The 13,446-nt window shown below is 51.1% G+C and carries 9 protein-coding genes; 2 read left to right on the forward strand and 7 right to left on the reverse strand.

Annotated elements, in window-relative coordinates:
- Positions 1–87 precede the first annotated feature (87 nt).
- Both nifJ and glmS read right to left on the reverse strand, forming a co-directional pair.
- A complete protein-coding gene (nifJ, locus tag BQ2674_RS04860) occupies positions 88–3,624 on the reverse strand; it encodes a pyruvate:ferredoxin (flavodoxin) oxidoreductase (RefSeq protein ID WP_075572709.1) in 3,537 nt (1,178 codons plus the stop codon).
- 210 nt (positions 3,625–3,834) lie between these two features.
- Positions 3,835–5,664: a glutamine--fructose-6-phosphate transaminase (isomerizing) gene (gene glmS / locus BQ2674_RS04865; RefSeq protein ID WP_075572710.1), complete on the reverse strand. Its 1,830-nt coding sequence runs from the start codon at positions 5,662–5,664 to the stop codon at positions 3,835–3,837.
- A gap of 532 nt (positions 5,665–6,196) precedes the next feature.
- Between glmS and BQ2674_RS04870 the strand changes: the two genes are divergently transcribed.
- Complete coding sequence (locus BQ2674_RS04870; protein ID WP_075572711.1) at positions 6,197–6,382, forward strand: type II toxin-antitoxin system HicA family toxin; 186 nt, start codon at positions 6,197–6,199, stop codon at positions 6,380–6,382.
- Positions 6,383–6,427: 45 nt separating this feature from the next.
- Positions 6,428–6,838 carry a type II toxin-antitoxin system HicB family antitoxin gene (locus BQ2674_RS04875; RefSeq protein ID WP_075572712.1) on the forward strand — a complete coding sequence of 137 codons (411 nt, stop codon included), beginning with the start codon at positions 6,428–6,430 and terminating at the stop codon, positions 6,836–6,838.
- Between the two features lie 107 nt (positions 6,839–6,945).
- On the opposite strand, the gene BQ2674_RS04880 is transcribed toward BQ2674_RS04875, so the two are convergent.
- From BQ2674_RS04880 to BQ2674_RS04900, 5 genes are read right to left on the reverse strand one after another with little or no spacing between them, the layout of a single operon-like run.
- On the reverse strand, positions 6,946–7,938 hold the full coding sequence (locus tag BQ2674_RS04880; protein ID WP_075572713.1) for a lipoate--protein ligase: 993 nt from the start codon (positions 7,936–7,938) through the stop codon (positions 6,946–6,948).
- A gap of 28 nt (positions 7,939–7,966) precedes the next feature.
- A complete protein-coding gene (gene lipA, locus BQ2674_RS04885; protein ID WP_407922194.1) occupies positions 7,967–8,932 on the reverse strand; it encodes a lipoyl synthase in 966 nt (321 codons plus the stop codon).
- 9 nt (positions 8,933–8,941) lie between these two features.
- Positions 8,942–10,669 carry a dihydrolipoyl dehydrogenase gene (lpdA, locus tag BQ2674_RS04890; protein ID WP_075572715.1) on the reverse strand — a complete coding sequence of 576 codons (1,728 nt, stop codon included), beginning with the start codon at positions 10,667–10,669 and terminating at the stop codon, positions 8,942–8,944.
- A gap of 41 nt (positions 10,670–10,710) precedes the next feature.
- A complete protein-coding gene (locus BQ2674_RS04895; protein WP_075572716.1) occupies positions 10,711–12,066 on the reverse strand; it encodes a 2-oxo acid dehydrogenase subunit E2 in 1,356 nt (451 codons plus the stop codon).
- A 52-nt stretch (positions 12,067–12,118) separates the two neighbouring features.
- Positions 12,119–13,423 carry an MFS transporter gene (locus tag BQ2674_RS04900; RefSeq protein ID WP_075572717.1) on the reverse strand — a complete coding sequence of 435 codons (1,305 nt, stop codon included), beginning with the start codon at positions 13,421–13,423 and terminating at the stop codon, positions 12,119–12,121.
- Positions 13,424–13,446 lie beyond the last annotated feature (23 nt).

Below are 13,446 nucleotides of genomic sequence, written 5' to 3' on the forward strand. Positions count from 1 at the left end.
CACCGAAATAAAAATCGTATCAAAAAGGGGCCGTAACAGGATAATATTTTCAGTTATCCTGTTACGGCCCCTTAGTTATAGGCAACCTTAGCCGTTTGCCATGTTCTTATAGATTTCGTATTTTTCTTTCGCAAAGTCTTCGGCTTTTGCAAACAATTCGTCCGCAATATCCGGGAAGGTTCTCGTAAGAGCGGCATACCGCGTTTCGCCCATGAGGTAGTCGCGGAAGGACGCCTTCGGTTCTTTCGAATCGAGGATGAACGGGTTCTTGCCCTGTTCCCGCAGCTCCGGATTGTAACGATACAAGTGCCAGTAACCGCATTCTACGGCGCGCTTCATTTCTTCCTGCGCCCGGCCCATGCCGCAGCTCAGGCCGTGGTTGATGCAGGGCGAGTAAGCGATGATGATGGACGGGCCGTCATAGGCTTCGGCTTCTTTGATCGCTTTCATGAGCTGATTCGGATCGGCGCCGAGCGCAACCTGGGCGATGTAAATATGACCGTACGTCATGAGGAGGCGCCCCAGGTCTTTCTTGTTGGAGCGGCGGCCTGCCGAGGCGAATTGCGCCACTGCGCCTACAGGAGTCGCCTTGGAAGACTGCCCGCCCGTGTTGGAATATACTTCCGTGTCGACGAGCATGATATTGAGGTTATGGTGCATCGAAAGGACGTGATCCAAACCGCCGTAACCGATATCGTACGCCCAGCCGTCACCGCCGTACATCCAAATGGTCTTCTTGACGATGTGTTCCTTGTGGGCGAGGATGTAATCGCGAAGCTCCTTCGCCCTGCCGCTTACATCGGCCTTGGCGAGGGCCGCAATATAAGCCTTACTGAGGCCTTCCGTCACTTCCCCTTCGTTCTTCACGCCGAACGAGTCGAGCCAGGTCTGCGCCGCTTCGGCCAATTCACCGTCGACGAGGGGCAGGAGCTCTTCCGTCTTCAGGCGCAAATCCATGCGCTGCTGATCCATGGACAGGGACATGCCGAGTGCAAATTCCGCATTATCTTCGAAGACCGAATTCGACCATGCCGGGCCGTAGCCGTCGGCATTCGTCGTGTAGGACAGACTCGGCATGGCGGAGCCCCATGCCTGCGTACAGCCGGTCGCGTTGGCAACGAGCATGCGCTGGCCGAAGAGCTGCGTCAGGACCTTCATGTACGCCGTTTCGGCACAACCTGCGCAGGCGCCGGAGAATTCGAGAAGAGGTTGGTTGAACTGGCTGCCCTTGACGGAGAACTTGTCGAAGGTCGTTTCCTTCTGGCTGAGCGTTACGGCAAATTCCCAATCTTCGTGTTCATGAAGCTGCGTGTCGAGAGGTTCCATGACGAGGGCTTTTTCCTTCGCCGGGCAGGCGTTGACGCAGCACTGGCAGCTGTAGCAGTCAAGCGGTGACACCTGGATACGGAAGCCGTATTCTTCCATACCCTTGCCGGTTGCCGGTTTGGTTTCAAAGCCCTGCGGCGCCTTTGCCAATTCTTCCTTCGTCGCCAGGAAGGGACGAATAGCGGCATGCGGGCACACGAGGGAGCAGCGGTTGCACTGAATGCAGTTTTCCCGGATCCACCGCGGCACGACGCTGGCAATACCGCGCTTTTCGTACTTCGTCGAGCCCATGGGATAGGAGCCGTCCGCATAGGGAACAAATTCGCTGACCGGAATATCATCGCCCTTCTGCAGGTTCGACGGTTCGACGATTTTCTTGATGAAATCGGGAATGTTGCGTGTATCTTCCTGCACCGCTTCTTCCGGAAGCTCCGCCCAGGCGGCGGGAACATCGATTTTCACGATACCGTCCACACCGCGGTCAACGGCGGCCTGGTTCATGGAGACAATCTTGTCTCCCTTGGCCATGTATGTCTTGTAAATAGCTTTTTTCATATGTTCCACAGCGTCTTCAATGGGCATGATGTTGGCCAGTTTGAAGAACGCCGCCTGCAGCACCGTGTTCGTCCGGTTGCTGCCGAGGCCGATTTCGCGTGCGATTTTCGACGCGTCGATCGTGTAGAACCGTATTTTTTTCTGCGCGATTTGGCGCTTTACCTTATTGGACAGGTGCGTTTCCAATTCTTCCGGCGTCCAGCTGCAGTTGAGGAGAAATACGCCGCCGTCCCGTACTTCACCGACAATATCGTACGTACTCATGTAAACGGGCTTATGGCAGGCGAGGAAATCCGCTTCCTTAATATAGTAGGTCGCACGGATCGGATTCTTGCCGAAACGCAAGTGTGACTTCGTGACGCCGCCGGACTTCTTCGTATCATATTCGAAGTATGCCTGTACGAACATGTCCGTGTTGTCGCCGATGATCTTGATGGAGTTTTTGTTGGCGCCGACAGTACCGTCCGAGCCGAAGCCCCAGAACTTACAGTTGACGATGCCTTCCGAATCGACCGCCAAGGGCACGTCGGGAATGGAAAGATGCGTCACGTCGTCGTTCAGGCCGACCGTAAAGTGTACCTTAGGCTGCTCCGCGTCCATATTGCGGAAAACCGCATGAATCGAAGCGGGCGGTACGTCTTTCGATGACAAGCCGTAGCGACAGGCGTAAATTTTCGCATGCAGATCCGTATGGCGAACAGCAGCGCAGACATCTTCATAAAGCGGTTCGCCGAGGGCGCCCGGTTCCTTCGTGCGATCCATGACCGTGATCTTCTTCACCGTCTTCGGCAGGGCCGCCACGAAGTGTTCCAACGAGAAGGGGCGATAAAGGTGAACCTGCACATAGCCCGTCTTCTTGCCCTGCGCGTTCAAGGCGTCCACCGTTTCCTGAATCGCGCCCGTAACGGAACCCATGGCGATGACGACCGATTCCGCATCGGCTGCGCCGTAATAGTTGAAAAGCTTATATTCGCGCCCTGTGAGCATGCTGATTTGCTGCATGTATTCATCGACGATCTGCGGCAGCCGGTCGTACCAGAGGTTGCTCGCTTCTTTGGACTGAAAGTACATGTCCGGATTCGTTACGGTACTGCGCATGACCGGGTGTTCCGGATTGAGGCCGGTATGTTTGAACTGATAAAGCGCGTCTTCGTCGATGAGTTTTTTCAGTTCTTCTTCCGGCAGCATGGAAATTTTTTGAATTTCATGGGACGTGCGGAAGCCGTCAAAGAAATGCATAAACGGCACATGTCCCTTAATGGCCGACAAATGGGATACGGCAGCAAGATCGGCGCATTCCTGAACGCTTGCGCTGCAAAGCATGGCAAAGCCCGTATTGCGACAGCCCATGACGTCGGAATGATCGCCGAAAATGGACATGGTATGGGTCCCGACCGTACGGGCCGCAATATGCAGAACAACAGGCTTCAGCTGACCGGACAGGCGGTGCAGTACGGGAATCATGAGCATGAGTCCCTGCGACGCCGTAAAAGTCGAACAGAGACTGCCCGTTTCGGCCGCACCGTGAACGGCACCGATGGCACCCGCTTCGGACTGCATTTCCACGAGTTTGACGGGCTGGCCGAAGAGGTTCTTGCGGCCGTGTGCCGCCCAGGCATCAACGTGTTCCGCCATCGGCGATGACGGCGTAATCGGGTAAATCGTCGCTACCTCCGTAAAGGCATAAGCCACGTCGGAAGCCGCCTCGTTCCCGTCGAGAGTTTTTATGATTTGTTTTGCCATAGATCTCACTCCTTTTCAGTTTACGTATAACGTTTAACTTTATCTTAATTATAAAGATTTTTATCCATTTGTGTCAAGCATAGTTCTATTTCTATTTTTGCATTATTACTGCCATTCCATTTTCTTTACGCATTCGGCGTATATATTCTCAATTAGATGCAAAAGGGGGAAGTACATTACAGGAATGTACTCCCCCAAGGATGTATACATTTATTCAACTGTTACGGATTTGGCAAGGTTCCGCGGCTTGTCGACATCACAGCCTCTCGTAACGGCCGCATAATACGCGAGCAGCTGCAAGGGAATGACCGCCAAAATAGGGATCAGGAGTTCGTCCGTAGCGGGTACCTTGATGACATGGTCCACATACTTGGCAAGTTCCGTGTCGTCGGCGGCGGCAATGCCGATGACGACGGCATCGCGCGCCTTTACTTCTTTTATATTGCCGAGCGTCTTTTCATACACGGACTTCTGCGTCGCCAGGGCGATGACCGGCACACCTTTGACGATCAGCGCCAGCGTACCGTGCTTGAGTTCGCCCGCCGCATAGGCTTCCGCGTGAATATAGGAAATTTCCTTCAGTTTCAGAGAACCCTCCATGGCCACGTTGTAGTCGAGAGACCGGCCGATGAAGAAAGCGTCTTCATTAAAGCCGTACTTCGTGGCAAAGGTCTTGATCGGCTCCACATCTTCAAAGGTACGGCTCACGTCGTCGGGCAGCTTCTGCAGGGCCGCAATGAGTTCGGCAATCCGTTCGGACGGCTGTGTTCCTTCAATTTCCGCCATGTACAGGGCAAGCATGAAAAAGGCGACGAGCTGTGTCGTATACGCCTTCGTCGAGGCGACGGCGATTTCCGGACCGGCCCACGTATAAATAACCCGATCCGCTTCGCGGGCAATGGACGAGCCGACAACGTTCGTAATGGCCACCGTCTTGGCACCGCGCCGCTTCGCCTCTTTCAGTGCCGCCAAGGTATCGCTCGTTTCACCGGACTGGCTGACGACGACGGTCAGCGTCTTGTCGTCAATAATAGGGTCTTTGTAGCGAAACTCCGAGGCCACGTCGATTTCAACGGGAATACGCACCAGCTTTTCGATATACGTCTTGCCCACGAGACCTGCATGGTAGGCCGTACCGCAGGCGACGATGGAAATTTTGTCGATCGAATCGAGAAAATCCTTATCCCACTTGAGCTCGTCAAAAACGACGGACTTCCCGTCTTTCGCAATGCGCTGCGACATCGTATCGCGCACGGCTTTGGGCTGTTCGTGAATTTCCTTGAGCATGAAGTGCTCATAGCCGCCCTTTTCGGCAGCTTCGGCATTCCAGTTTACTTCAAAAACCTTCTTGTCGATCCGTTCGCCTGCAAAGTTGCACACATCCACGCCGTCCCTGTGAACGACGGCGATTTCTCCGTCATTTAAAATATACGTTCGCCGCGTACGGGAAATGATGGCGGGAATATCGGAAGCGATGAAATTTTCCCCGTTGCCGAGACCGATGACCAGAGGATTGTCCTTTTTCGCGCAAATGAGGCGATCCGGGTGGTCCTTGGAGAGAAATACGAGAGAATACGATCCTTCGATCATGGTCAGGACCCTGTGCACGGCAGCCTCGAAATCGCCGTCATAGACATCGGCCAAAAGATGAACAACCACTTCCGAATCCGTTTCCGACTTAAATTCATGGCCCTTCTTCAGAAGCCCTTCTTTTAAAGGCAAATAATTTTCAATGATACCGTTGTGGACGACGGCAAAGCGCCCCGCTCCGTCCGTATGGGGGTGGGCATTGTTATCGGCCGGACGGCCGTGTGTCGCCCAACGGGTGTGGCCGATGCCGATAGTCCCTTTAGGCACATGACCGTCGATTTTTTCCTTCAGCGCCGCCAAACGGCCGACGCATTTTTCCACGACGAGTTTCGTCCCGTCGATAGTGGCAATGCCGGCCGAATCGTAGCCCCGGTATTCCAACTTGGAGAGGCCGTCCAACAAAAAAGGAGCCGCCTCTTCCTTTCCCACATATCCGACAATACCGCACATACTGTAAAAACCCTCCTTGCAGCTGCGGTTCGCGTTCCTGCCCGAGCCCTTATATACCGCTTTGTCCTCACCGTCACCGCTGAGTTTTAACGGCCTTTATCGACCGGCCCGGCCGAGAGGCATCCGCTGAAACCTCGACAACCTCTTCCTCGTCCTCTCCTCGCGGAGAGCCAGCGCTAAGACAACGTCTTTTCCGTAAAACGGACAGCACACTGCGAACACAAACATATAAAAATAACAGGCAAGGCAACCTGCCCAGCCATCGTGTTTATCATACCCAATACGGCCCCTGTCGTCAAGCTGAGAAACATAATCGACAGGCCGGCCTACCCGCCCGCTTACGCAGTATTGTCACAGTATCTTTTAATGTTATTACTCAGGTTGATTATATTTCAATTAAAATCAAGATTTTTCACATGCCGTTATGATACCGTAATATAGCTTCCGTTATTTCCAAAAATCAAATTTCTTTACTGTCTTTACTTACGTATTATTACGTATTATACTATTTTTTAATAAAGGAACTGCTAACATGAAAATATCTGAACCGGCAAAACTCCTGAGAAAGAACGGTTGTCTAAAACTCCGCAGCGGTTCACGCCACGATATTTGGTATAGTCCCATTACAGGTAATGAATTGCAAATCCCTCGTCACAATGCAAAAGAAGTAAAAACCGGAACTGTTCAAGCTATTTTAAAGGATGCCGGCTTAAAGTAGTATTTTCTTTTTTATTGCCGGGGTCCGTTAGAGGAGTGATCGCTTATGAAGTATATATATCCTGTTGTTTTTACGCATGCCGAAGAAGGAGGGTATTTAATTTCTTTTCCCGATTTTCCGCACATTCATACGGACGGCGAATCCTTGGCCGACGCGTTTTCCATGGCGGAAGATGCGTTGAATTTGTGGCTGTGGCATGCCGAGGAGAAGAGCAAGGAAATACCCGTACCCACTAACCCCCGTGATTTAGCAATAGCCGACGATGACATACTCGCTTTAATCAAGGCGGATACGGCGGAATATCGCAAACACAACGATACGCAGGCTGTAAAAAAGACCTTGTCCATTCCCCGTTGGCTCGACACGCTGGCAAAGGAGAGTAACGTTAATTTTTCCAATGTGCTGCAAAATGCCCTGATGAATGAATTAAACGTAAGTGAAGGACATCCGAAATAGAAGTCGCCGCTTACTGTCTAAATTTCATACATGATGAGAAACATAATCGACAGGCACGCTCATGTTGCAAGCGGCAGCATGAGCGTGCCTGTCCCATTGCCGAAATTTCAAGAATATCGTATCAAATCATATATATTTTGCGCCGAAATGCCGTTCATATACGAACCGATTTGCATCTTTTCCAGTGCCGCCAACAAGTCCTCCCGTTTCAACGGCAGGCCGACAAATTTTTTCTCCAGCTCGGAGATATTTTTATCGCCGAAAAAATCGCCATAAAAGTTGATCGATTCGACCCGGCCTTTATCTACCTGCATATAAACGGTCACCAAGCCTGCAGGAAATTTTTTCTCACGGCGAAAGTTATATGCCGGCGATTTGCCGTAATTCCATTGCCAGGCAGCGAATCTTTTTTCCTTAAGTTTTTTTATATTTTCCCAATCCGCTTCAGTTATTACCAACGGTTCCATATTTTCGTTATCCTTCAGCACTTCCTGCAGCAACAGCTTTTTAAATTGCGCTGCATTAACGGGAATTGATAAATGTGAGTTGACCGATGTCACCCGGCTCCGGACGGACTTGATACTGCGCGATTCATATTTTTTCTTTTTTACCTGCAAAGCACTTGAAAGATAGTCTACGTCGGCATCAACCATAATACAGCCGTGATGCAGCAAGCGCTCTTCATTTACACATTGCGCATTGCCGGAAAACTTCATGCCGTCTATCAGTAAATCATTCCTTCCCGAAAATTCAGCCTTAATTCCCAGGTTGTTCATAACACGTAATACAGGCTCGGCAAAAACAGCGAAGTTAAAATCTCTATCGCGTTGCCGCTTCACAATGAATGAATAATTTATATTCCCTAAATCATGAAAAACGGCACCGCCCCCGGTCAATCTTCTGACGACATGAATATGATGCTCGTCTACAAATTTACAATTTATTTCTTCGACCGTATTCTGATGTTTTCCCACTAATATAGTGTTGTCAATTTGCCATAATAAAAAATAGTCATCCTTCGGCTCCATATATTCAAAAATATAATTTTCCAAAGCCAAATTCAAATACGGATCAGTTGATTTCACTTCTAAATATTTCATCTTATCCCTCTGTTTACTGTTTCTTAATTTAACCGAAGTCGGCAGAGGTTCCTTCCCGGGCTTTATAATAATCATCAACTGCAATGCCGGCTTTATAAGAGCTTCTGACCAGCGGACCGCTTACTACATGCGAAATTCCCGCCGCTTCGGCCATGTTTTTATATAATTCGAATTTTTCGGGCGTAATATACTCCGCAACGGGCACGTGTTCCTCAGACGGTCTTAAATACTGCCCTATAGTAATAATATCCGCTCCGGCGGCCTTTAAATCACGAAACGCTTCTTCCAGATCCGCCGGCGTCTCCCCGAACCCCACCATAATCCCGCTTTTAATTAGCGGCCTGACGGCATGGTTTGCCGCATACTTCAATACCTCCAGCGAGAGGTCGTAGCTGCCAATTGGACGAACGTCGGAAAAGCGGCGCCTTACGGCCTCGATATTATGGTTAAATACAGTCGGTCGGCTGCGCAGTACCAAATCGAGACTGCTCCGCTTCCCCTTAAAGTCGGGTACCAATACTTCTGTCGTCGTCTTGGAGGAATATCGGCGTACGGCCTGTATACATTCGGAAAATTGAAAGGCGCCGCCGTCAGCCAAATCATCTCGCGCAACCGACGTAATAACGACATGCTTTAACCCCAACATCTCCACGGCTGCCGCCAATTTTCCCGGTTCATCCCTATCCGGCGGCAACGGTTTTCCCTTTGTAACGGCACAATATCTGCACGCTCTGGTACACACGCCGCCGAGGATAAGAAAGGTAGCCGTTTTATGACCGAAGCATTCACCGATATTGGGGCAATCGGCGTTCTCGCACACCGTATGTAACTGCAACCGTTTCATCATATTTTTTACGGCAGTATATGTCTCATCATTACAAACCCGTTGCTTGAGCCATTCCGGCTTTTTCATATGAGCAGTCATGTTCCTCACCTCGAACAGCAGGTAGGCTGCGGAAAGGGAATTTATAACCGCTCCCCTGCCGCAGCTCATATCCCTAATTTATTTGCGTTCAGGCGGCCAGTGAATAGATGCTTGGAATACATCCAATGCGGCCTCTCCAATAGCTTCCCCTACGGACGGATGTGCCCAAATCGTGCTGATCAACTCATCCACCGTAGCCTCCAGCCGTATCGCCAAACTGCAGGCGGCAATCAACTCGGTCACACGCGGTCCGTACATATGGACGCCCAAAACCTCGCCGTATTTGGCATCGGCAATAATTTTTATCATGCCTACTCCGCCGTTTTCAATAAGCGATTTTCCGTTTCCCGATAACATGAAGCGTCCTGCTTTATACTCAATCCCTTTAGCGGCCGCTTCATCTTCCCGCAGGCCTACGCCTGCCACTTCCGGTTCCAAGTAAATGCATGCCGGGGCCGTCGCCTCCTCAAACGAGCCTTCACCCCGCATAATGTACTCGACGGCAGCCACCCCCTGTGCCGAAGCGGCATGAGCCAGCATTAGTTTTCCGTTGCAATCGCCGACGGCGAAAATTCCCGGTACGGAAGTCCGGAAATGTTCATCCGTAACGATCCGGCCGCGTTCCAGAACGACACCTGCGTCTTCCAGGCCGATATTCGCCGTTCTCGGCCTGCGTCCGACTGCAACGATAACCGCTTCACCGGTAACGGCAAGGTCTTCTTCCTGCCGTTTGGCATATACGGTCAGCAATCCGTCCTGCCGCTCGATGGACTCGACTTTCGAGTTGACAGCTACTTCAATGCCCCGTTTTTCCAAATCTCCCTGAACGAGAGCCACAATTTCTTTATCCACCGGCGGCAAAATATAAGGCAACGCTTCCACGATTGTGCATTTTGCCCCTACGGCCGCAAACATGGCTGCAAATTCAATACCGATAACACCGCCGCCGATAATGACAATAGACTTCGGAATCTTTGTTAATGCCAAAGCCTGCGTACTGTCAAGCACTCCCGGCAAATCGGCCCCGGGGAGCTTTAAGTATACCGGTTCCGAGCCGGTGGCCAGAATGATATAATCGGCAGTCAGCTCCTCACCGGCCGCATCTACCGTATGGGCATCAATAATACGGCCGTGCCCGGTATATTTTTTTACGCCGTTGGCTTTCAGAAGGCTGTCAACACCGCCGACCAACCGCTTAACAACGGACTCCTTATATTTAACCGCCTCGCTCCAATCAACAGCTGCACCGGTTACATGTACACCCACGGTTCCTGCTTCTCTTATAATCGAATCGTACAATGAGCTGACATGTATCAGCGCCTTTGTCGGAATACAGCCTACATTCAGGCAGGTGCCGCCGACATGGTCTTCTTCAATGACGGATACGTCCGCACCAAGCTGTGCCGCTTTAATCGCGGTTACATATCCGCCGGGACCGGCACCGATAACGATAATACGTTTTTTGCTTTTTTCAGCACTCCTGCCGGACGTCGCCGCAGCCGCTTTTTCAACAGCTTCACCGCTCGTGCCGTCCGTACTTTTTGCGGCGGCTGCGGCAACGACTTCACCGGCGGCACCGATATAGCCCAACACACCCTTTACCGGCAATACATCTCCTTCTTGTGCGACTATTTTCAACAGAACGCCGTCTTCCGGCGCTTCCACGATATTATTGATTTTATCGGTCTCCACTTCGACAATGCCGTCACCTTTTTTGACGGCATCGCCTTCCTGCTTCAACCACTGCGAGACGGTTCCCTCCGTCATCGTCAGGCCCAATTGAGGCATAATCAGTTCACCGGCCATAATTCACGGTCTCCTTTCATCCGTCCGAATAACTGCATTCCTTATAACAGCAACAGCGGATTTTCCATGTATTCCCTCAAGCGCGAGGTTACCAGCCCGGCAGTGGCGCCGTCAATAACGCGGTGGTCATAGCCCAATACGGCATTCATCATAGGCGCAATCACAATTTCCCCGTCTTTAACTATCGGTTTTTCCACTGTCCGGCACACACCGAGAATCACCGCTTCCGGCGGATTGACGATCGGTGTGAAGTGGTCGCAGCCGTACATTCCCAGATTACTGATCGTGCAGGTTCCGCCCTGCATTTCATCCGGTGAAAGCCGCCCTGCTCTCGCTTTTTCAGCCAGCTCGCCTACTTTGTCGTGAATCTGCATTACGCCGAGGCGGTCGGTATTTTTAATGACAGGCACGATCAAGCCGCCGTCAATCGCTACAGCCACGCCCATGTTAATGTCCGCATTGTGGATAATATAGTCATCCGCAAAGCTGTCATTGGCGGCAGTATATTCTTCCAATACACGGCTCAGGGCCTTGATAATCAAATCGGTAAAAGAGAGTTTCTTATCCATTTTCTTAAAGGCCGCTCTCAGCGCCGTCGCTTCCGTCATGTCGATTTCAACCGTATGATGGACATGCGGCGTATTGCGCCAGCCTTCACTCAAGCGTCGGGCAATGACCTTGCGCATGCCTTTTAACTCAGTTTTGTTCGTGTCCTTTGCCGCCGTAGCCGCACTCACGTCAAGCTTCGCGTCAGGCTGCCGAAGCGGGACTTCCGCGGCAGCTCCGGCCGCACGCAAAACATCCTTTTTCATAATGCGGCCGTCCGATTGAACACATCCCGTATCAACACCCAATTCAGCGGCAAGCTTTGCGGCTGCAGGTGAAATACGAACCTTATGCTCTTCTTTATACGCCGACACGTCATCGCCGACGATTCTGCCGTTCGGCCCGCTGCCTGTTACAAGCGCCAGGTTAATGCCGTCTTTTTTTGCTAAAAACCGGGCATAGGGAGTAGCCAATACCCGGCCGTCAACAACGACATTCTGTACCGGAATTGCTCCGCTCAGCTCGGATACGGCGGCCACTTCTTCATTTGCCGCCGCAATTGCGGGCAGATCAAAGGTATCATCAGCTGTTCGCCGTACATTAACCGTTTCTCCGGCAGCGCCGATGATGCCGAGTAAGCCTTTAACCGGCAATACGTCGCCTTCCCGGGCGACTATTTTTAACAAAATGCCGTCTTCCGGAGCTTCTACGATATTATTGATTTTATCGGTCTCCACTTCGACAACGCCGTCACCTTTTTTGACGGCATCGCCTTCCTGCTTCAACCACTGCGAGACGGTGCCCTCCGTCATTGTCAGGCCCAATTGAGGCATAGTCAGTTCACCGGCCATAATTCAGTTCCTCCTTTATTTCGGTCAATACACCTTTTCAGATTATGTTTCCTTATTTATTCCCGGACTGAAGCTTACCCTTTTTGGGCAGGGACAACATGACCAGTCCCGAAATGATCAGCATGCCTCCGAGTGCCCAATAGCCGGCATCGGTTGATCCCGTAGTCTGCTTAATAACGCCCAGCATATAGGGCCCCAAGTATCCTCCCAAATTTGCGATGGAGTTAATCATTGCCGTAGCACCGGCCGCCGCCGCACCGCTGAGAAAAGTCGTAGGTACGGACCACCAGGTTCCCATTGCCGAATACACGCCGACAGCCGTAACGGAAATGAAGATCAGGCTGAGAATGCCTGTATGAATAAACGGAGCGCAAATCAACCCGAAAGCGCCTAAAAACATGCAGCCTGCAATGTGCCAACGAACTTCTCCGGTTTTAGAGGAGTGGTGCCCGATAATAATTTGAGCAATCAATGCCGCTCCCATGGGAAATACAATGGCAATACCCACTAATGCCGGTGACCAGCCGGACACGCTTTTGAGAACCTGTGGCATCCAGAAATTGAAGCCCCAAAAGCCGGTAATCCAGGTAAAATAAATTACACATAACCGCCATACTTTCTTATCCGTAAGAGCCTGCCAAATCGTATACTTTTTAGCTTTATCCTTTTCCTCTTCTTCCGCTGCAATAGTTTCTTTTAAATACTCTTTTTCCAGCGGCGAAAGCCAATTAACCTTATCCGGCCGATCTTTAACCCAAAACAGGAACACGAATGTAAAAACCACGGCCGGAACGGCTTCCAGCAAGAACAGGCATTGCCAACCGTAAAGCCCGAACAAATTCAGTTCCAGCAATATTCCGGCAATGGGCGCGCCTATGATAGCCGCGATCAAAAGAGAGGTCAACATTAAGGAAATAGCTGCCGCCCGCTCCCTGCCGAGGAACCACCGCGGAAACAATACGGCGTAAATTACCGGATACAGGCTGGCTTCACACGCACCGAGCAAAAACCGGAACAAATAAAAATGCCACGGTGCCGTCATGAATGCCAACAATCCGCACACAATACCCCATGTAAACATAATCCGGGCAATCCATTTGCAGGCATCAAATTTCGCCGCAATTAAGGAGCCGGGAATTTCAAAGAAAAAGTATCCCAAGAAAAACATACCTGCACCGGCGCCGAATATTTCAGGCGTGAGCCAATCCAACTGCTGCGCCATCGTCATGCCGGCGTAAGCAATATTTACCCGGTCTATAAAGGCAATGACGGAAACCAGAAAAACGGGAAGAATAATATGAAGCTTCCTTCTGCGGTCTAAACCGGCAAAATCAATACCGCTGTATTTCGGATCCATAAAAATACATCCTTTCTGTCGAT

Source organism: Megasphaera coli, from assembly GCF_900095855.1.
Lineage (GTDB): Bacteria > Bacillota > Negativicutes > Veillonellales > Megasphaeraceae > Megasphaera > Megasphaera massiliensis_A.